The following is a 19,306-nucleotide window of genomic DNA, read 5'->3' on the forward strand; positions in this document are numbered from 1 at the left end:
TCTTCTCTCTCGCTGCCAGAATAGCCACCTTGCTAAACACAGGGGGTGTCTGTGAGTTGCTGCAATCCTTTTAAGGGTGGTGAATATGATCACCATTCGTGACGTCGCCCGCCAGGCGGGTGTTTCTGTTGCTACTGTCTCCCGCGTGCTGAACAACAGTGCGCTGGTCAGCCCTGAAACGCGTGAAACCGTAATGAAAGCCGTGACCCAGCTGGGGTACCGGCCAAACGCCAATGCTCAGGCGCTGGCGACGCAGGTCAGCGATACCATTGGTGTCGTGGTGATGGACGTGTCGGACGCCTTCTTCGGCGCGCTGGTCAAAGCGGTGGACGTCGTTGCCCAGCAGCACCAGAAATATGTGCTGATTGGCAACAGCTATCACGAGGCTGAAAAAGAGCGTTATGCCATTGAGGTACTGATCCGCCAGCGCTGTAACGCCCTGATTGTGCACTCAAAAGCCCTGAGCGATGAAGAGCTGGCCGGGTTTATGGAGCAGATCCCCGGTATGGTGCTGATCAACCGTATCGTCCCCGGTTATGCGCACCGCTGTGTCGGTCTGGATAACATCAGCGGCGCGATGATGGCGACGCGGATGCTCATCAGCAACGGCCATCAGCGCATTGGTTATCTGGCTTCAAGCCACGGTATTGAAGACGACATGATGCGCCGCGAGGGCTGGCAAAACGCCCTGAAAGAGCAGGGCATTGCGCCGCTGGAGAGCTGGGTTGGTACCGGTTCGCCGGACATGCAGGGCGGTGAAGCGGCAATGGTTGAACTGCTGGGGCGTAACCTTCAGCTGACCGCCGTGTTTGCCTATAACGACAGCATGGCGGCAGGTGCGCTTACCGCGCTGAAAGATAATGGCATTGCGGTGCCGCAGCATTTATCGCTGATCGGTTTTGATGATATTCCGATTGCCCGTTACACCGATCCGCAGCTGACAACGGTGCGTTACCCCATTGCGTCGATGGCGAAACTGGCGACAGAGCTGGCGTTACAGGGGGCGGCAGGGCTGTTAGATCCTGACGCAACGCATTGTTTTATGCCGACTTTAGTACGCCGCCATTCGGTCGCTATCCGACAAACTGTGGCTCCGATCACTAACTGATAACATCACGTGATGTAACCGTTTTCAATCTGTGAGTAAATTCACAGTATCTTAACAAGCCGCTGTCTATGATGTCAGCGTTTTAGGGGCTGAAACACAATGTAACGGTGATTATTCACTTTTACCGTTACCAGAATGCCTCAAACAACGAATAAAACGCATTTCTGGAGCGTTACCGAACACGGAAGCTGGACATTTTATAAGTGAACTTCGGCGATCAGTAACGTTTTATTAACATCTGCCCGCCGACCGTTTTTCACAAGAACTACCCTGCATAAAAAAAACCGGAGATACCATGAATAAGAAGGTGTTGACTCTGTCTGCTGTCATGGCAAGCATGCTTTTTGGCGCAGCAGCACACGCAGCGGATACCCGTATTGGCGTGACTATCTATAAATACGACGACAACTTCATGTCCGTTGTGCGTAAAGCAATTGAAAAAGATGCTAAATCAGCGCCAGACGTGCAGCTGCTGATGAATGACTCCCAGAATGACCAGTCCAAACAGAACGATCAGATTGACGTTCTTCTGGCAAAAGGCGTGAAAGCGCTGGCTATTAACCTGGTTGACCCGGCTGCGGCAGGTACGGTGATCGAGAAAGCACGCGGCCAGAACGTGCCGATTGTCTTCTTCAACAAAGAGCCTTCCCGTAAAGCGCTGGACAGCTACGATAAAGCCTATTACGTGGGTACTGACTCCAAAGAGTCCGGGATTATCCAGGGCGATCTGATTGCGAAACACTGGGCGGCGAACCCAAACTGGGATATGAACAAAGATGGTCAGATTCAGTTCGTTCTGCTGAAAGGCGAACCGGGCCATCCGGATGCTGAAGCACGTACCACCTACGTTATTAAAGAGCTGAACGACAAGGGCCTGAAAACCCAGCAGCTGGCGTTAGACACCGCAATGTGGGACACCGCTCAGGCGAAAGATAAGATGGATGCGTGGCTCTCTGGCCCGAACGCCAACAAAATTGAAGTGGTCATCGCCAACAACGATGCAATGGCAATGGGTGCAGTTGAAGCGCTGAAAGCACACAACAAATCCGCCATTCCTGTATTCGGTGTGGATGCCCTGCCAGAAGCGCTGGCGCTGGTGAAATCTGGCGCAATGGCCGGTACCGTGCTGAACGATGCTAACAACCAGGCGAAAGCCACCTTCGATCTGGCGAAAAACCTCGCTGATGGTAAAGGCGCTGCTGACGGCACCAGCTGGAAAATTGAAAACAAAATCGTTCGCGTTCCTTACGTGGGCGTAGACCAGTCCAACCTGGCTGAGTTTATCGGTAAATAAGTTATCTGAATTGTCTTCACTGGGCGCAATTCGTTGCGCCCTTTTATAACGCGATATGCGAGGCCAACAAGGTATAATTATGGTCAGCACAACTACTCAGTCGTCCGGTGAATACTTGTTGGAAATGACCGGTGTTAACAAGTCATTCCCCGGTGTTAAGGCGCTCGATAATGTTAATTTAAAAGTTCGTCCTCACTCTATTCATGCGTTAATGGGTGAAAACGGTGCGGGTAAATCAACATTATTAAAATGCCTTTTTGGGATCTATCAAAAAGATTCTGGCAGCATTCTTTTTCAGGGAAAAGAGATCGACTTCCATTCAGCGAAAGAAGCGCTGGAGAACGGTATCTCGATGGTACACCAGGAATTAAACCTGGTTCTGCAACGTTCAGTTATGGATAATATGTGGTTGGGCCGCTATCCAACCAAAGGTGTCTTTGTCGATCAGGATAAAATGTATCGCGACACCAAAGCCATTTTCGATGAGCTGGATATTGATATTGACCCGCGCGCACGCGTCGGGACATTATCCGTTTCCCAGATGCAGATGATCGAAATTGCCAAAGCGTTCTCCTATGATGCGAAAATCGTGATCATGGATGAACCGACATCGTCATTGACGGAAAAAGAGGTTAACCACCTTTTTACCATCATCCGTAAGCTGAAAGATCGCGGCTGCGGCATTGTCTATATCTCACATAAAATGGAAGAGATCTTCCAGCTGTGCGATGAAATTACCATCCTGCGCGATGGCCAGTGGATTGCCACCCAGCCGCTGGAAGGGCTGGACATGGACAAGATCATCGCCATGATGGTTGGCCGTTCATTGAACCAGCGCTTCCCGGATAAAGAAAACAAGCCGGGCGAAGTGATTCTGGAGGTGCGTAACCTGACCTCACTGCGTCAGCCGTCCATCCGCGATGTCTCTTTCGATTTGCACAAGGGCGAGATCCTTGGTATCGCAGGGCTGGTGGGCGCTAAGCGCACCGATATCGTGGAAACCCTGTTTGGTATCCGTGAGAAAGCCGAAGGCACCATTACCCTGCACGGTAAGAAAATCAACAACCATAATGCCAACGAAGCCATTAATAATGGCTTCGCGCTGGTGACGGAAGAGCGGCGTTCCACCGGTATTTACGCTTATCTTGATATTAACTTTAACTCGTTAATTTCTAATATTCGCAATTACAAAAACAAGGTCGGGTTGCTGGATAATTCCCGCATGAAGAGCGATACCCAATGGGTGATTGACTCCATGCGCGTGAAAACGCCGGGCCACCGCACGCAAATTGGCTCACTCTCGGGAGGGAACCAGCAGAAAGTCATTATTGGTCGCTGGCTATTAACCCAGCCTGAAATACTGATGCTGGATGAACCTACGCGCGGTATCGACGTGGGTGCAAAATTCGAGATTTACCAGCTGATCGCAGAGCTGGCGAAAAAAGATAAAGGGATCATTATTATTTCTTCCGAAATGCCGGAATTGTTAGGGATCACAGACCGTATTCTGGTTATGAGCAATGGTCTCGTTGCCGGTATTGTTGAAACCAAAACGACAACGCAAAACGAAATTTTGCGTCTTGCGTCTTTGCACCTTTAAGATCAGGGGCTCCTCATGAGTGCGTTAAATAAAAAAAGTTTTCTCACTTATCTGAAAGAAGGCGGTATTTACGTTGTTCTTTTAGTCTTGCTGGCGATAATTATTTTCCAGGACCCAACGTTCTTAAGTCTGCTGAACTTAAGTAATATTCTGACCCAGTCTTCCGTACGTATTATCATCGCGTTGGGCGTGGCAGGGCTCATCGTTACCCAGGGGACAGACCTTTCGGCAGGGCGCCAGGTGGGTCTGGCGGCGGTTATTGCGGCAACCCTGTTGCAGTCGATGGAAAACGCCAACAAGGTGTTCCCGGAGATGGCGACCATGCCGATTTTCGTGGTGATCCTGATCGTATGCGCCATCGGCGCGGTAATTGGCCTGATTAACGGCATCATCATTGCTTACCTGAACGTGACGCCATTCATCACCACGCTTGGCACGATGATCATCGTTTATGGTATCAACTCCCTGTACTACGATTTCGTCGGCGCGTCTCCAATCTCTGGCTTCGAAAGCGGCTTCTCGACCTTCACGCAGGGGTTTGTTGCGCTGGGCAGCTTCCGTCTCTCCTATATCACCTTCTATGCGCTGATTGCGGTGGCGTTCGTCTGGATCCTGTGGAACAAAACCCGCTTCGGTAAAAACATCTTTGCTATCGGCGGCAACCCGGAAGCGGCGAAAGTCTCCGGCGTCAACGTGGCTCTGAACCTGCTGATGATTTATGCCCTGTCCGGTGTGTTCTACGCCTTCGGCGGGATGCTGGAAGCAGGCCGTATCGGCTCTGCCACCAACAACCTCGGTTTTATGTACGAGCTGGATGCGATTGCGGCCTGCGTGGTCGGCGGCGTCTCCTTCAGCGGCGGCGTGGGTACCGTGCTGGGCGTGGTGACCGGTGTGATCATCTTCACCGTGATCAACTACGGCCTGACCTACATCGGCGTGAACCCGTACTGGCAGTACATCATCAAGGGCGCGATCATTATCTTCGCGGTTGCCCTGGATTCACTGAAGTACGCGCGTAAGAAATAAGTTCTTCAGAATGGAAAGGCCCGCTCACGTAGCGGGCCTTTTTTTGCCCGGTGGCGCGACGCTTACCGGGCCTACAAAATCGCGATCGTAGGTCGGGTAAGGCGAAGCCGCCACCCGACATCAGTTATTACTTCTTCTGCATTTCCAGCAGCTGCTCCGGCGTCACCGCCGGATAACCTTGCGCATTTTCAGGCACTTCGTGCATCGTTGGGATCGGCACCAGCGGGCCTAAAAAGCGCGGTTCACGCTTGAACAGGTACAGGTCAGCCAGCGCGCCAAAACGGGCGCCAAACTCACGTACGCGTACGCTCAGCATATCTTTTGGCGACGGCACGGCGTAGCACTGGGCCTGGATCCCCATATGCAGGGCGATAAACAGCGCCCGCTCGCAGTGGAAACGCTGGGTGATGATGATGAAATCGTTGGTGTCGAACACCTTGCGGGTACGCACGATGGAATCAAGCGTGCGGAATCCGGCGTAGTCGAGCACGATATCGGCCGGGTCGACGCCTGCGGCAATCAGGTCTTTGCGCATCGTCACCGGCTCGTTATAGCTTTGCAGCGCGTTATCGCCGCTCAGCAGCAGATAGTTCACCTTGCCGCTGTTATAGGCGTTCAGCGCGCCCTGAATACGATACCGGTAATACTGATTGATGACGCCGGTGCGGTAATACTTGGCGGTGCCAAGCACCACGCCAACCTGGCGGTAGGGGAGGTCCTGTAGGTCATCAAAAATGTAGGGAGCTGTTTTCCAGCTCATCCAGCGGTCGAGACCCAGCACGATCAACAGCAGTATGCCGACCAGGACAGACAGGCTGTAAAACACGCGCTTTAACATGCAGATGGCTCGTACCGATGATGAAATTTCCCTCAGGCTACTGTACCCGCCTGGTTAGCGCAAGAAACAGCGATTCAACTGAGGGGTTTTTCGTCAGACTGGCGGGCAAATTTGCCCGCCGAACAGATTATGCCAGCAGCACGCGGTCGATGGTTGAACAGCCCAGCGCTTTCAGCGTGGCTGCGGTCGCGTCCCACTGGATCAGCGGTGCATCGGCCTTTTCAGCGAGGATCGTGCGCTGAATATCCGGGTAGTCATACCCGTTCAGGCTGAGCAGGTTCAGGGCGCCCTGGAGCGGAGGCAGCGTCGGGTTAAACGCGGCGTTCTCTGCATAGCTGCCGGTGAAGATGCGGCCGTCGCGGCACTGAAGGGCGACGCCGCTTGGTGATTTGCTGTATGGCGTGTGGCTTTTATTGGCGGCGGCAATGGCCGCTTCGCTGAGCGCATCCCCTGAGAGCGCGTAACCGTGGTCCTGCTCGTCCATCAGCAGGGTTTTGATCTCAAGATCTTTAGGGCCAAAAGCATCCGGCAGGTAATCACCCAGCGTATGCGGCGCGCGTCCCGGCAGGTTGATACGCAGTTCAAGACCGCTGTTCAACTCATTCATAAACTGACGGCAGTGGCCGCAAGGGGTATAGTTGACGGTGATGGCGCGCAGGGCCTTTTCGCCGCGCAGCCAGGCGTGACTGATGGCACTCTGCTCCGCATGAACGGTTTGCTGCATGGTCGCACCGAGAAACTCCATGTTCCCGCCGAAGTACCAGGTCCCGCTCACGCCGCGCGCAATTGCGCCTACGTTAAAATGGGAAAGGTCAGCGCGGGCGCAAGCAGCCGCCAGCGGTAGCAGGGCGAAAGCCAGCGCGTCTTCGTCCAGCCCCGTTGCCTGTTTAAGCGTCGTGACCTGATCTGCCGTCAGCAGGGCGGGGAAATGCGCATCCGCCAGAACCGGAGCCAGGGCTGATTGCAAATTCTCTGCAAGCTGAGAGAAAGCAGCTTGAAAACGTGGATGCATGACGTTGCCTCATCAAGGTTAATGGATCGGTAGTGTACGGAGCCGTACGGCCTTTATATGTGATCCAAATCTCATTATGTATGCAACTTATGAAATGAAAATGAAATTTGCGCGACGCATCGCAAATTTTAGCCCATTACTGCCAGAATAATCGGGAAGATAAACGGCGCGAGCAGGGAGGTTATAATCCCGCAGATCACCAGTGCCAGCGAGCTGAATGCCCCTTCCTGATAATCCAGCTCCGCGCAGCGTGCGGTGCCCAGCGCGTGCGAGGCGGTACCCATCGCCAGACCGCGCGCCGCTTTGGTCCGAATTTTCATGATATTCAGCAGCGTATGACCAAACACCGCGCCCAGGATACCGACGAAAATCACGCACACGGCGCTGATGGCCGGAATGCCGCCGATACTGCCGCCCACGGCCATGGCAATCGGCGTAGTAACGGATTTAGGCAGGATAGAGGCGGCGATCTGCGGCGATGCGCCCATCAATAAGGCCACCGAGGTACCGGTGATCATCGCAACAAGGCTACCCACAAAGCAGATGGTTATGATGGATTTCCAGCGCGCGCGGATCTGATGCAGTTGCTCATATAAAGGAAACGCCAGCGCCACCACGGCAGGCTGCAACAAATCGTTGAGGATCTTGCTCCCGGCGAAGTAACGTTCATAAGAAATGCCGGTGAGCAGCAGAAAAGGAATAATCACCACCATGGCGACCAGCAGCGGGTTGAGCAACGGCATTTTGAAACGAACCGCAAGCTTACGCGCAGCAAAGAACACCACCAGGGTTAACGGCAGGGACCACCAGATATTCGCCATCATTTTTTTGTTTTCTCCCCGATGACCTTACGTTCGCCATGCACAATGTGTGAGCTCCAGCTGACGACCAGGAAAACCACCAGCGTACTGATGGCGCAGGAGACCACTATCGGGCCGAACTGCGCCTTAAGCACATCGTAATACTGCATAACCCCAACGCCGATAGGCACAAAAAGCAGGGCCATATAGCGAATGAGAACGAAGCACCCCGGGTTGACCCATTTCGCGGGCAGCACCTGTAATGCCAGCAGCACAAACAGGATCAACATGCCGATAATGCTGCCGGGGATGGTAATAGGCAGCAGCGACGCGATAAAAATGCCGGCGTACAGGCAGGCATAAATCAGGACGAAGGCGCGAAGGTATTGCCAGATAGTATTCAGTGATTTGCTCATGGTGAAAGTCCTTGCTGAGACGTATTCATCATACAATTAAACCTGAAAATGTGCCACGGATCACATCATGAATTTTGGGCATACCAGACATTCCAGAATGGAACGCCGGGCTTTCAACATACATAGAGAGCAGCTACTATAGCGCGTCTTTTTTCACAGGTACTCAGAATGCGTGTTTTACTGGCCCCGATGGAAGGCGTGCTCGACTCTCTCGTGCGCGAGCTGCTTACCGAGGTGAACGATTACGATCTCTGCGTGACGGAGTTTTTGCGCGTGGTCGATATGTTGCTGCCAGAAAAATCATTTTATCGTCTCTGTCCGGAACTGCATCGTCAGAGCCGCACCCCCTCCGGTACGCTGGTGCGCGTCCAGCTGCTCGGCCAGTATCCTGAGTGGCTGGCGGAAAACGCCGCCCGCGCGGTAGCGCTTGGCTCGTACGGTGTCGATCTTAACTGCGGCTGTCCGTCAAAGCTGGTCAACGGCAGCGGCGGCGGGGCGACGTTACTCAAAGATCCGGAATTGATTTATCGCGGCGCAAAGGCCATGCGTGAGGCGGTGCCATCGCATCTGCCGGTGACGGTCAAAGTGCGTCTGGGATGGGACAGCGGCGACAAGCAGTTTGAAATTGCCGACGCGGTGCAGCAGGCGGGCGCCACCGAGCTGGTGGTGCACGGGCGAACCAAAGAGGATGGTTATAAAGCCGAGCGCATTAACTGGCAGGCGATTGGCGAGATCCGCAAACGGCTTACTATTCCGGTGATTGCTAACGGCGAAATCTGGGATTATGAGAGCGCGCAGGCCTGCCTCAAAGAGACCGGCTGTAATGCCGTGATGATTGGCCGCGGTGCGCTGAACGTGCCGAACCTCAGCCGGGTGGTGAAATACAATGAGCCGCGGATGCCGTGGGCGGACGTGGTGAAACTCCTGCAAAAATACACGCGGCTGGAAAAGCAGGGCGATACCGGGTTGTATCACGTCGCGCGCATTAAGCAGTGGCTGAGTTATTTACGGAAAGAGTACGACGACGCGCTGGGATTATTTCAGGAGATCCGTACGCTACAGACGTCGGCGGATATTGCCCGTGTGATCCAGTCGAAGCACTGAGCGAAGTGTGAATACGTTTGCCCGGCGCGGAGCCGGGCAAACGTATCAGAAAATCATTTTGAATACGCCGGTTACCACCAGCAGCCCTATCAGAAATATAATCAAAATAGCCCACAATAATATTTTCATTCGCCTCTCCTGCGTATGTCTGTCGTCAGTAAGTGTAGCAGTCAATTCATAATTGGTATGAATAGGTGAAATTAAATCATTCGCTTGGGGAATAAATTTCCGGATATGAAAATGTATAACAATATGCGGATTGCCACGCGTTACTAAAAAACGGAACGTCAGTAAGCGTAAGTTGCGCCTTTATTTTTTTTGAGTTTATGGCGTAATGAAACGTTCTCTTACTTTATCTCTGAGTGCTCCCCTTATTTTTATGCTGTCCGCCTGCGCGCCGGAACATGCCACGGTGTCTCCAGTGAAAACGCAAGCCGCCGCCGCTGCTGTAAATACCCAACTAAGTCATGCCGACTGGCCAAAAAACGAATGGTGGAAAGATTTTAATGACCCTCAGCTTAACGCGCTGATTGCTAAAGCGCTGGCGGATGCACCGGATATGCAAATTGCCCGGCAGCGCATCACCCTGGCAGAAGCACAGGCGAAAGCCGCTGTCGCTGCTGATGGTCCACACATGGATTTTTCCGCAGATGTGGAACGGCAAAAGATGTCGGCAGAGGGGCTGATGGGGCCATTCGCCCTGACTGACCCGGCGGCGGGGACAACCGGACCCTGGTACACCAACGGCACCTTTGGTCTGACGGCCGGATGGGATCTGGATTTATGGGGTAAAAACCGCGCCCAAATTGAGGCCCGCATCGGTAAGGTGAATGCGCAAAAAGCGGAGCTGGAGCAGACCCGCCAGCTGCTCGCCAGCAGCGTCGCGCGGCTGTACTGGGACTGGCAGACCGAGGCCGCGGTGGGTGACGTGCTCGCGCAGATCAAACGGGAGCAGGAAAATATCATCGGTGCCGATCGTGAGCTTTATCAGCACGGCATTACCTCCTCGGTGGAAGGCGTTGAAACAGATATCAATGCCAGCAAAACCGATGAACAGCTCGCTGACGTGCACGGCAAAATGAAGGCCATTGAGGCGCGTCTGAATGCATTGACCAATACCCCTTCAGTCACGCTCGCCCGGCATGCCTTACCTGACGCAGAGGCGTCGCTGCCGTCAACGCTCGGTTATGAGCTGCTGGCTCGCCGCCCGGATTTGCAGGAGGCGCACTGGTATATCGAAGCGTCCATGAGCGAAGTGGATGCCGCCAGAGCCGCGTTCTACCCTGACATCAATTTGATGGCGTTCTTGCAGCAGGATGCATTGCACCTTAGCGACCTGTTCCGCTCATCTGCTCAGCAAATGGGCGTAACCGCGGGGCTGACGCTGCCAATTTTTGACAGTGGTCGGTTGAATGCGAACCTGGATATCGCCCGGGCGCAAAACAACCTCTCCGTGGCGAACTACAACAAGGCCGTAGTGGACGCCGTAAACCAGGTCGCCCGGACGGCCAGCGAAGTGGAAACCCTGACCGCCAAAAATCAGCACCAGCAGCAGATCGAAAAAGATGCGGCGCGCGTCGTTGCGCTGGCACAGGCGCGCTTCAGTGCGGGGATCATTGCCGGCTCGCGGGTGAGTGAAGCAAAAATTCCGGCGCTCAAAGAGCGTATTGCCGGGTTGATGCTGAAAGGTCAGTACGTGGATGCCACGCTCCAGCTCACCTCCGCGCTGGGTGGCGGATATCATCACAGCTAAAATCGCGCATTATCTATACTTACCTCTTTGCAGATTTTCAGGAGGTGAGTATGACGCGAGTCGCAATTGTTACCGCATCGGATTCAGGAATTGGCAAAACGACGGCCCTGATGCTGGCCGAACGCGGGTTTGATATCGGGGTGACCTGGCATTCAGATGAGGAAGGGGCGCTGGCAACCTGCCGTGAAATTGAAGCGCGCGGGCAGCGTGCCGAGGCCATCCAGCTCGACTTAAGCAATTTGCCGGAAGGCGCAAAGGCCATTGAAACCCTGATTACGCGTTTCGGGCGGCTGAATGTGCTGGTAAACAATGCCGGGGCGATGAACAAAGCGCCATTTCTGGACCTGTCGTTTGACGACTGGCGGCACATATTCACCGTTGACGTGGACGGCGCGTTTCTCTGCTCGCAAATCGCGGCGCGTCAGATGGTGAAGCAGGGAGAAGGGGGGCGGATCGTGAACATCACCTCGGTGCATGAACATACGCCATTGCCGGACGCCAGCGCCTATACGGCGGCCAAACATGCGCTGGGCGGGTTAACAAAATCGATGGCGCTGGAGCTGGTTAAACATAAGATTCTGGTGAACGCCGTTGCGCCTGGTGCGATCGCCACGCCGATGAATGATATGGACGACAGCGAAGTGAAAGAAGGTTCAATGCCGGAAATCCCGCTGGCACGGCCAGGGCATACCAAAGAAATAGCCAGCCTGGTGGCGTGGCTGTGTGACAGCGACGCCAGCTACACCACCGGGCAGTCGTTTATCGTCGACGGCGGTTTTATGCTGGCGAATCCGCAGTTTAAGCCAGCAGAATAAACATTCCCCTCACCCCAGCCCTCTCCCCAAAGGGGAGAGGGTGTATAGAGTTCCCTCTCCCCTTTGGGGAGAGGGGTAGGGTGAGGGGCAGCAGGCCGCACTCACTCTTCATCCCGCCGCTTTTCACGATGCTTGAGCCACAGCCGTACCCCAATCACCACCGCAACAACCAGGATCAACCAGGCCCAGTGTTTAAGATGCTGATCGAGATTATGCAGCCACGGGCCTATCACTTCGCCACCCACGTAGCCAAGCGTGGTAAAAATCAGCGCCCAGGCAATCGCCCCGATAATGTTCAGCGGCAGGAAAATTTTCGGCGGTAAGCGGCTCGCGCCAATCAGTATTGGCCCAATGATGCGAAAGCCATACATAAAGCGGGTGCCAATCACAAACATATAGGGATGCCGCTGGATAAGCCGCTGAGCACGACGAATTTTCTTTTGATGCTTAGCAAAACGTTGTAAAAGCGTCGGACCAAAGCGCAGACCCAGAAAGTAGAGCAGCTGGTCGCCAATCATACCGCCCAGTGCGACGGCGGCGACCACCAGCGGGAATTTCAGCAATCCCTGATGTGCGGCCACTCCGCCCAGCAGTGTGATGGTTTCACCCTCTGCCACGCTGCCGATGACCAGCGCGGCGTATCCATATTGTTCAATAAGACCGTTGATATCCATTAAGTAAATGTCGTCTCCCTTACTGTGCCTGCGTTAATCATATACCCCATCCATCAACCACGCGGCAATCAACGGAAATTTCCCACTGTACATAAAATAATCTAAAGCCTGCATTATACTTTAGCTATCGCTGACGGGCCGACAACAAGGGGGCGTTATGAACCATGTCTGGGGACTTTTCTCCCATCCCGATCGTGAAATGCAGGTCATCCGTAACGAGAACGAAACGGTCGCGCATCACTACACCCACCACGTCCTGCTGATGGCAGCGGTGCCGGTGGTCTGCGCGTTTATTGGTACTACGCAAATAGGCTGGAACTTTGGTGACGGCACCGTGGTTCAGCTTTCCTGGTTTACCGGACTGTACCTGGCCATTCTGTTTTATGGCCTGATGCTGGCCGGGGTGGCGGTAATGGGGCGGGTCATCCACTGGATGGCGCGCAACTATCCGCAGCGCCCGTCGCTGGCACACTGTATGGTCTTCGCCGGATACGTCGCGACCCCGCTGTTCTTAAGCGGTATTGTTGCGCTCTATCCACTGGTCTGGCTGTGCGCGCTGATCGGTACGGTTGCCCTCTTTTACACCGGTTATCTGCTGTATGTAGGAGTGCCAACCTTCCTCAACATCAATAAAGAAGAGGGCCTGAGCTTCTCCAGCTCTACGCTTGCCATCGGCGTGCTGGTCCTTGAGGCGCTACTGGCCCTGACAGTTATTCTTTGGGGTTATGGATACCGTCTCTTTTAAGTCCCCTGCATTGCTGGCGTAAATGCCAGCAATGCAGCATCTGGTTATGATTCTCCGCTGGCGACAACGCACGGTGACCGCTATGATGCCGAAGCCAGCCTGTGTTTATCCGTCGACACAGGCGGTGTACGTCATAACGTGCGTGAATCATTATCAGAAGTCTCATCATGCTGAAATTTCGAGTGTCACTCCTTAGTCTTGCGCTACTGTTGGGCGTCTCCGCTACCGCGCCAGCCATCGCCAAAACGCCCGCAGTTGCCATCGCTGCTGCGCAACCCCAGATTGCGTCCGGCAGCGCGATGATCGTTGACCTGAATACCAACAAGGTGATCTACGCCAGTCACCCGGATCTGGTGCGCCCGATCGCTTCCATAACCAAAGTCATGACCGCGATGGTGGTGCTTGATGCACGACTGCCGCTGGATGAAAAGCTAAAAGTGGATATCAGCCACACGCCAGAGATGAAAGGGATCTACTCTCGCGTGCGTCTGAACAGTGAAATCAGCCGTAAAAATATGCTGCTGTTGGCGCTGATGTCCTCAGAGAACCGCGCGGCGGCGAGCCTTGCCCACCATTATCCTGGCGGTTACGACGCGTTTATCCGCGCGATGAATGCCAAAGCCAAAGCGCTGGGGATGAAAAATACCCATTTCGTGGAGCCAACCGGTCTGTCGATCCATAACGTCTCGACGGCGCGTGATTTAACCAAGCTGCTGATCGCCAGTAAGCAATACCCGCTGATTGGTCAGCTCAGCACCACGCGTGAGGAGATGGCGACATTCTCGAACCCGGCGTATACGCTGCCGTTCCGCAACACTAACCATCTGGTGTATCGCGATAACTGGAATATTCAGTTAACCAAGACCGGATTCACCAATGCGGCAGGGCACTGCCTGGTGATGCGCACCGTGTTTAACGGTAAACCAGTGGCGCTGGTGGTGATGGATGCCTTCGGCAAATATACCCACTTTGCGGATGCCAGCCGCCTGCGCACCTGGATTGAAACCGGGAAAGTGCAGCCGGTGCCGGCTTCAGCGCTGGCGTATAAAAAGCAGAAAGCGGAACAGATGGCGACGGCGCAGAACGACTGAGTCACCTGTCTGTGCCGGGTGGCGGCTTCGCCTTACCCGGCCTACGGCCCTAAAGCGGCCCCGATACGTAGGCCCGGTAAGCGGAGCACCACCGGGCGAAAGCGCCTACTCCGGCAGCGTCCAGTCACCATCGTTGAGTGGACGCTGCATGATCAACGTATCCCGCCAGTCGCCCTTCTTATACCCCACGCTGCGCAGTTGACCGACAACCTCGAAGCCATGTTTTTTATGCAGCCGTAACGATCCCGCATTATTGTTTCCGTCACCGACCACAGCAATCATCTGCCGCCAGGGACCTTGCTCACACCGTGCAATCAGGGCATCCATCAGCGCCGAGCCAAACCCGCGCCCGGTGGTGCTGGCATCCACATAGATGGATTCCTCAAGGGTGTACCGGTAGGCCTGACGTGGACGATAAAACGTGGCGTAGCAGTAGCCGACGACAATGCCGCGATACAGCGCAACCAGCCACGGTAAACCGCTGTCGGTCACACTCTTCATCCGCTGACGCATCTCATCGACGGTGGGGGGAACTTCCTCGAAGGACGCACGGCCATGAAGCACATGCCAGGCGTATATCGCCGAGATGGCATGTGCATCGTCAGGAAGGGCGTCGCGCACCTCGATTTCAGTTTCGGGTAAAATCTCTACAGCCGACATGTTCTGCCCGCTCCTTGTTTGGAAAGCCAGAGAAACGTTTCTCTGGCAACAGGCAGATACTCTAGTACGATTGAGGAGAGCTTAACAATCTCTTATATTTGGCTATAGGCATTCATCAGAGGCTTGCGTATTTTGCTCCTCTGTTTCGGCACTCTCTTTCCAGTATTTCTTCCGCGTCGTCTTACCAATGCCGGGGTTCATACTGTTTGTAGGGTCATTTTTGCGATAAAACTGTTTAAGCGTCTCCGGCGCTTTGTACAAATGCCCCACGTTGTGCTCGGCAGGATATTGCGCGCCACGCTCGTGCAGCAACGCCAGCATCTGCTCTTTCAACGCATGCGCATCCACCCCTTTTTTGACGATGTAATCCTGGTGGAAGACATAGCACATGAAGTGGCCGTAATAGAGCTTGTGCACCAGCTTGCTGTCAATCTCCGGCGGCAGATGTTCAAACCACTCGGTATCGTTGCGACGCAGGGCAATATCCAGCGCCAGAATATCCTCTACCTCTTCGGAATGCACAGCCTGATAACGGATAGCCGCACCCGCCGCGGCGAAGCGGTGCAGGAAGGCTTTGCTGCCTTCTTCCGGCGTGCAGGCGAAGAAATCCCCGTCGGCAGTTTTGAAGAACTCGGTGAGCCAGCTCTGCGCTTCGGCAATTCCGTCCCCGGCCATTTTCAGCAGCAGGTGGTGCTCATACTTATCGCGCCAGGTCTTCATCCGCTCCGGTAAATGCGCCGGGAAGGCGTTGCCCAGTTTCTGCATAAAGCGGTCGGTGAAGTGCGGTTTGAACAGCGACACTTTCTCCAGCATCGCGTCGGTGCGGCCCTTCATGGTGAAGAAGAACGGCATTTTGTCGGTGCCGAGCTTGTCGATCATCAGGAAGGTATCTTTGCCGTAGCGCTCAGCGATGTCATAAATGTCCCGGTGCATATACTCGCCCGCCACCGGCAGGTGAGTGAACTCGGCCAGAATATGACGGCGGATCTCCGTCAGCACCTCCGGCTGATTGGTGCCAATGTAAAACACCTGCTGCTTTTTCTCTGCCGGGAAGGTATCGAGGCGCACCGCAAAAACGGCCAGCTTGCCCGCGCAGCCGGAGGATTCAAACAGGCGATCCGGATCGGCGTTATAGCGCGCTGGCGTATCGGCATTGATATCGCGCACGCGGGTGATGTAATCGTGGTCATGCGCGTGACGGCCATCGTGCTGAACGTCTTCGTCCTTCACGCGGTCATCGTCAAGTTTGCTGAGGATCTGCTCTGGCGTTACACCCAGATCGATCCCCAAATGGTTAACCAGCGTCAGCTTGCCGTTTTCATCGATACGGGCAAACAGCGACATCTCCGTGTAGGCCGGGCCGCGCTGCACCAGCGAGCCGCCGGAGTTATTGCAGATCCCGCCGATCACCGAGGCACCAATGCACGAAGAGCCGATCACCGAGTGCGGTTCGCGACCCAGCGGCTTAAGCGCCTTTTCCAGCGAGTAGAGCGTGGTGCCGGGGAAGGCGAGTACCTGTTCACCCTTGTCCAGCAGGTGCAGTTTGTCGAGGCGCAGGGTGCTGATAATCACGATGTCACGATCGTAATCGTTGCCGTTCGGCGTGGAGCCTTCAGTCAGGCCGGTGTTAGCAGCCTGCATTAAAATAATCTTGTCTGCCGCAACGCAGGCGCTGAGCACGCGCCACAGTTCGAGCAACGTACCGGGGAAGACCACCGCCAGCGCGTCGCCCTGGCCGGAGCGAAAGCCCTTACGGTAGCGGGCGGTTTTGGCCGGGTCGGTAAGCAGGTGAGAGTGACCAACCAGGCGCGACAGTTCGTTAATAAAAGTAGTGTTATCGTTAGTTCGAACAGAAGACATCTTCCACTCCTTGTGGTGGGGCAAATTTCTCGCTGTAAAGCATAGCGCGATTAGCCGTTGAGCGGTCGGGTATTCATGAGAAAAATCAGAGAATAACCCTGCAAGGTTTTCAGGCTTTGTGGCACACTGCGCTTTTCGCACGGTCTGGCCGGGTGCTTCCCGCGGTTATTGATTAGAGAGAATAACAACATGAAATGGCTATGTTCTGTAGGTGTCGCCGTCAGCCTGGCGCTGCAACCTGCGCTGGCAGAGGATTTGTTTGGTAATCACCCGCTCACGCCTGAAGCCCGCGACGCCTTTGTCACGGATTTACTCAAAAAGATGACGGTCGATGAGAAAATCGGCCAGCTGCGCCTGATCAGCGTCGGCCCGGATAACCCGAAAGAAGCCATTCGCGAGATGATCAAAGACGGGCAGGTAGGAGCCATTTTTAACACCGTTACCCGCCAGGATATCCGCAAAATGCAGGATCAGGTGATGGAACTGAGCCGCCTGAAAATTCCGCTGTTCTTCGCCTACGACGTGGTGCACGGCCAGCGTACCGTCTTCCCGATTAGCCTCGGCTTAGCCTCCTCCTTTAACCTCGATGCGGTGAAAACCGTCGGGCGCGTATCGGCATATGAAGCCGCAGACGACGGCCTGAACATGACCTGGGCGCCGATGGTAGACGTCTCCCGCGATCCGCGCTGGGGCCGCGCTTCGGAGGGCTTTGGGGAAGATACTTATTTAACCGCCACGATGGGCAAAACCATGGTGGAAGCGATGCAGGGCAAAAGTCCGGCAGATCGTTACTCGGTGATGACCAGCGTCAAGCACTTCGCCGCCTATGGCGCGGTGGAAGGCGGCAAAGAGTACAACACCGTGGACATGAGTCCGCAGCGCCTGTTTAACGACTATATGCCGCCGTACAAAGCGGGGCTGGACGCGGGCAGCGGCGCGGTGATGGTGGCGTTGAACTCTCTCAACGGCACGCCTGCCACCTCCGATTCGTGGCTGCTGAAAGATGTGCTGCGCGACCAGTGGGGCTTCAAGGGCATCACCGTTTCGGATCACGGGGCGATTAAAGAGCTGATCAAGCACGGCACAGCGTCTGACCCGGAAGATGCGGTACGCGTGGCGCTCAAGTCCGGCATCAACATGAGCATGAGCGACGAATACTACAGCAAATACCTGCCGGGGCTGGTGAAGAGCGGCAAGGTGACGATGGCGGAGCTGGACGATGCCGCTCGCCACGTGCTGAACGTGAAATATGACATGGGGCTGTTTAACGATCCTTACAGCCATCTGGGGCCGAAGGAGTCTGATCCGGCGGACACCAATGCTGAAAGCCGCCTGCACCGCAAAGAAGCCCGCGAAGTGGCGCGCGAAAGCCTGGTGCTGCTGAAAAACCGTCTCGACACGCTGCCGCTGAAAAAATCCGGCACCATTGCCGTGGTCGGTCCGCTGGCCGACAGCAAGCGTGACGTCATGGGCAGCTGGTCCGCCGCAGGCGTGGCGGATCAGTCCGTTACCGTGCTGACAGGCATTAAGAGCGCTGTGGGTGATAATGCAAAAGTGGTTTACGCCAAAGGCGCAAACGTCACCGACGATAAAGACATCGTGACCTTCCTCAACCAGTATGAGGAAGCGGTGAAGGTGGATCCACGCACGCCGAAAGAGATGATCGACGAAGCGGTTAACGCCGCGAAGCAGTCCGACGTGGTGGTCGCCGTGGTAGGTGAAGCGCAGGGGATGGCGCACGAAGCCTCCAGCCGGACCGACATCACTATCCCGCAAAGCCAGCGTGACCTGATCGCGGCCCTGAAAGCCACCGGCAAGCCGCTGGTGCTGGTGCTGATGAACGGGCGTCCGCTGGCGCTGGTGAAAGAAGACCAGCAGGCTGACGCCATTCTGGAAACCTGGTTCGCCGGTACCGAAGGCGGTAACGCCATTGCCGACGTGCTGTTTGGCGATTACAACCCGTCCGGCAAGCTGCCGATGTCCTTCCCGCGCTCCGTCGGGCAGATCCCGGTTTACTACAGCCACCTGAATACCGGTCGTCCGTACAACGCCGACAAGCCGAACAAGTACACGTCCCGTTACTTCGACGAGGCTAACGGCCCGCTCTATCCGTTTGGCTATGGCCTGAGCTACACCACGTTTAAGGTCTCTGACGTGAAAATGTCGGCGCCGACCCTGAAGCGTGACGGCACAGTGACCGCCAGCGTGGAAGTGACCAACAGCGGCAAACGCGAAGGCGCGACGGTGATCCAGATGTACGTTCAGGATGTCACGGCCTCCATGAGCCGTCCGGTGAAACAGCTGCGCGGATTCGAGAAGGTCAACCTGAAACCGGGCGAAACCAAAACGGTCAGCTTCCCGATTGACGTAAATGCGCTGAAGTTCTGGAATCAGCAGATGAAATACGATGCCGAGCCTGGCAAATTCAACGTCTTCATCGGCGTGGATTCCGCCCGCGTGAACAAAGCCGAGTTCGAACTGCAATAATCTTACCTTCCTCCCCATCCCCC

At 55.1% G+C, this 19,306-nt stretch carries 18 protein-coding genes; 10 read left to right on the forward strand and 8 right to left on the reverse strand.

Annotated features, from left to right (window positions below; all coding sequences use genetic code 11):
* Window positions 1–85 precede the first annotated feature (85 nt).
* From galS to mglC, 4 genes are all read left to right on the forward strand, one after another.
* Window positions 86–1,108: an HTH-type transcriptional regulator GalS gene (gene galS / locus AC4OVS_RS07460; protein ID WP_003859324.1), complete on the forward strand. Its 1,023-nt coding sequence runs from the start codon at window positions 86–88 to the stop codon at window positions 1,106–1,108.
* A gap of 295 nt (window positions 1,109–1,403) precedes the next feature.
* Entirely contained in the window at window positions 1,404–2,402 is a 999-nt protein-coding gene (gene mglB, locus AC4OVS_RS07465; protein WP_022648695.1) for a galactose/glucose ABC transporter substrate-binding protein MglB, read from the forward strand.
* A gap of 79 nt (window positions 2,403–2,481) precedes the next feature.
* The gene (gene mglA / locus AC4OVS_RS07470) at window positions 2,482–4,002 is read left to right on the forward strand and encodes a galactose/methyl galactoside ABC transporter ATP-binding protein MglA (protein WP_003859320.1); all 1,521 of its coding nucleotides are present in this window, start codon (window positions 2,482–2,484) and stop codon (window positions 4,000–4,002) included.
* A gap of 15 nt (window positions 4,003–4,017) precedes the next feature.
* Window positions 4,018–5,028 (forward strand): galactose/methyl galactoside ABC transporter permease MglC, encoded by a 1,011-nt coding sequence (gene mglC / locus AC4OVS_RS07475; protein ID WP_022648694.1) that lies wholly within the window; start codon window positions 4,018–4,020, stop codon window positions 5,026–5,028.
* A 127-nt stretch (window positions 5,029–5,155) separates the two neighbouring features.
* Here the strand turns inward: mglC and sanA are convergent, their stop codons facing one another.
* The 4 genes from sanA to AC4OVS_RS07495 all read right to left on the reverse strand — a co-directional run bounded on the left by sanA (window position 5,156) and on the right by AC4OVS_RS07495 (window position 8,094).
* On the reverse strand, window positions 5,156–5,866 hold the full coding sequence (gene sanA / locus AC4OVS_RS07480) for an outer membrane permeability protein SanA (RefSeq protein WP_022648693.1): 711 nt from the start codon (window positions 5,864–5,866) through the stop codon (window positions 5,156–5,158).
* A gap of 127 nt (window positions 5,867–5,993) precedes the next feature.
* On the reverse strand, window positions 5,994–6,878 hold the full coding sequence (cdd, locus tag AC4OVS_RS07485) for a cytidine deaminase (RefSeq protein WP_491922293.1): 885 nt from the start codon (window positions 6,876–6,878) through the stop codon (window positions 5,994–5,996).
* Window positions 6,879–7,006: 128 nt separating this feature from the next.
* Window positions 7,007–7,702, reverse strand: a complete 696-nt coding sequence (locus tag AC4OVS_RS07490; protein WP_022648691.1) for a CidB/LrgB family autolysis modulator — start codon at window positions 7,700–7,702, stop codon at window positions 7,007–7,009.
* Window positions 7,699–8,094: a CidA/LrgA family protein gene (locus tag AC4OVS_RS07495; protein WP_022648690.1), complete on the reverse strand. Its 396-nt coding sequence runs from the start codon at window positions 8,092–8,094 to the stop codon at window positions 7,699–7,701. The genes AC4OVS_RS07490 and AC4OVS_RS07495 overlap by 4 nt, the downstream gene beginning before the upstream one ends.
* A gap of 168 nt (window positions 8,095–8,262) precedes the next feature.
* Between AC4OVS_RS07495 and dusC the strand changes: the two genes are divergently transcribed.
* Window positions 8,263–9,198: a tRNA dihydrouridine(16) synthase DusC gene (dusC, locus tag AC4OVS_RS07500; RefSeq protein ID WP_022648689.1), complete on the forward strand. Its 936-nt coding sequence runs from the start codon at window positions 8,263–8,265 to the stop codon at window positions 9,196–9,198.
* A gap of 45 nt (window positions 9,199–9,243) precedes the next feature.
* Here the strand turns inward: dusC and yohP are convergent, their stop codons facing one another.
* Window positions 9,244–9,327, reverse strand: coding sequence for a small membrane protein YohP (yohP, locus tag AC4OVS_RS07505; protein ID WP_000698460.1), 84 nt, complete (start codon window positions 9,325–9,327; stop codon window positions 9,244–9,246).
* Window positions 9,328–9,532: 205 nt separating this feature from the next.
* Here yohP and mdtQ point away from each other — a divergent pair, with 205 nt between their 5' ends.
* Entirely contained in the window at window positions 9,533–10,951 is a 1,419-nt protein-coding gene (gene mdtQ / locus AC4OVS_RS07510) for a multidrug resistance outer membrane protein MdtQ (protein ID WP_320678403.1), read from the forward strand.
* A 50-nt stretch (window positions 10,952–11,001) separates the two neighbouring features.
* On the forward strand, window positions 11,002–11,766 hold the full coding sequence (locus AC4OVS_RS07515) for an SDR family oxidoreductase (RefSeq protein ID WP_320678402.1): 765 nt from the start codon (window positions 11,002–11,004) through the stop codon (window positions 11,764–11,766).
* 101 nt (window positions 11,767–11,867) lie between these two features.
* Here the strand turns inward: AC4OVS_RS07515 and AC4OVS_RS07520 are convergent, their stop codons facing one another.
* On the reverse strand, window positions 11,868–12,440 hold the full coding sequence (locus AC4OVS_RS07520; protein WP_022648686.1) for a DedA family protein: 573 nt from the start codon (window positions 12,438–12,440) through the stop codon (window positions 11,868–11,870).
* 157 nt (window positions 12,441–12,597) lie between these two features.
* Between AC4OVS_RS07520 and AC4OVS_RS07525 the strand changes: the two genes are divergently transcribed.
* The gene (locus AC4OVS_RS07525; protein WP_003859296.1) at window positions 12,598–13,185 is read left to right on the forward strand and encodes a Yip1 family protein; all 588 of its coding nucleotides are present in this window, start codon (window positions 12,598–12,600) and stop codon (window positions 13,183–13,185) included.
* A gap of 167 nt (window positions 13,186–13,352) precedes the next feature.
* On the forward strand, window positions 13,353–14,276 hold the full coding sequence (gene pbpG, locus AC4OVS_RS07530) for a D-alanyl-D-alanine endopeptidase (protein ID WP_032623916.1): 924 nt from the start codon (window positions 13,353–13,355) through the stop codon (window positions 14,274–14,276).
* A gap of 105 nt (window positions 14,277–14,381) precedes the next feature.
* On the opposite strand, the gene AC4OVS_RS07535 is transcribed toward pbpG, so the two are convergent.
* Both AC4OVS_RS07535 and dld read right to left on the reverse strand, forming a co-directional pair.
* Window positions 14,382–14,936, reverse strand: a complete 555-nt coding sequence (locus tag AC4OVS_RS07535; protein ID WP_022648685.1) for a GNAT family N-acetyltransferase — start codon at window positions 14,934–14,936, stop codon at window positions 14,382–14,384.
* A 102-nt stretch (window positions 14,937–15,038) separates the two neighbouring features.
* Entirely contained in the window at window positions 15,039–16,796 is a 1,758-nt protein-coding gene (gene dld / locus AC4OVS_RS07540) for a D-lactate dehydrogenase (RefSeq protein ID WP_063146227.1), read from the reverse strand.
* A gap of 189 nt (window positions 16,797–16,985) precedes the next feature.
* On the opposite strand from dld, the gene bglX reads away from it, so the two are divergent.
* Window positions 16,986–19,283 carry a beta-glucosidase BglX gene (gene bglX, locus AC4OVS_RS07545; RefSeq protein WP_161177084.1) on the forward strand — a complete coding sequence of 766 codons (2,298 nt, stop codon included), beginning with the start codon at window positions 16,986–16,988 and terminating at the stop codon, window positions 19,281–19,283.
* Window positions 19,284–19,306: the final 23 nt, after the last annotated feature.

This window comes from Enterobacter sp. 4974935, from assembly GCF_058661735.1.

Coding starts and splice junctions, on each gene's coding strand:
- galS (WP_003859324.1), top strand. CDS start 86: ATGATCACCATTCGTGACGTCGCCCGCCAGGCGGGTGTTTCTGTTGCT.
- mglB (WP_022648695.1), top strand. CDS start 1,404: ATGAATAAGAAGGTGTTGACTCTGTCTGCTGTCATGGCAAGCATGCTT.
- mglA (WP_003859320.1), top strand. CDS start 2,482: ATGGTCAGCACAACTACTCAGTCGTCCGGTGAATACTTGTTGGAAATG.
- mglC (WP_022648694.1), top strand. CDS start 4,018: ATGAGTGCGTTAAATAAAAAAAGTTTTCTCACTTATCTGAAAGAAGGC.
- sanA (WP_022648693.1), bottom strand. CDS start 5,866: ATGTTAAAGCGCGTGTTTTACAGCCTGTCTGTCCTGGTCGGCATACTG.
- cdd (WP_491922293.1), bottom strand. CDS start 6,878: ATGCATCCACGTTTTCAAGCTGCTTTCTCTCAGCTTGCAGAGAATTTG.
- AC4OVS_RS07490 (WP_022648691.1), bottom strand. CDS start 7,702: ATGATGGCGAATATCTGGTGGTCCCTGCCGTTAACCCTGGTGGTGTTC.
- AC4OVS_RS07495 (WP_022648690.1), bottom strand. CDS start 8,094: ATGAGCAAATCACTGAATACTATCTGGCAATACCTTCGCGCCTTCGTC.
- dusC (WP_022648689.1), top strand. CDS start 8,263: ATGCGTGTTTTACTGGCCCCGATGGAAGGCGTGCTCGACTCTCTCGTG.
- yohP (WP_000698460.1), bottom strand. CDS start 9,327: ATGAAAATATTATTGTGGGCTATTTTGATTATATTTCTGATAGGGCTG.
- mdtQ (WP_320678403.1), top strand. CDS start 9,533: ATGAAACGTTCTCTTACTTTATCTCTGAGTGCTCCCCTTATTTTTATG.
- AC4OVS_RS07515 (WP_320678402.1), top strand. CDS start 11,002: ATGACGCGAGTCGCAATTGTTACCGCATCGGATTCAGGAATTGGCAAA.
- AC4OVS_RS07520 (WP_022648686.1), bottom strand. CDS start 12,440: ATGGATATCAACGGTCTTATTGAACAATATGGATACGCCGCGCTGGTC.
- AC4OVS_RS07525 (WP_003859296.1), top strand. CDS start 12,598: ATGAACCATGTCTGGGGACTTTTCTCCCATCCCGATCGTGAAATGCAG.
- pbpG (WP_032623916.1), top strand. CDS start 13,353: ATGCTGAAATTTCGAGTGTCACTCCTTAGTCTTGCGCTACTGTTGGGC.
- AC4OVS_RS07535 (WP_022648685.1), bottom strand. CDS start 14,936: ATGTCGGCTGTAGAGATTTTACCCGAAACTGAAATCGAGGTGCGCGAC.
- dld (WP_063146227.1), bottom strand. CDS start 16,796: ATGTCTTCTGTTCGAACTAACGATAACACTACTTTTATTAACGAACTG.
- bglX (WP_161177084.1), top strand. CDS start 16,986: ATGAAATGGCTATGTTCTGTAGGTGTCGCCGTCAGCCTGGCGCTGCAA.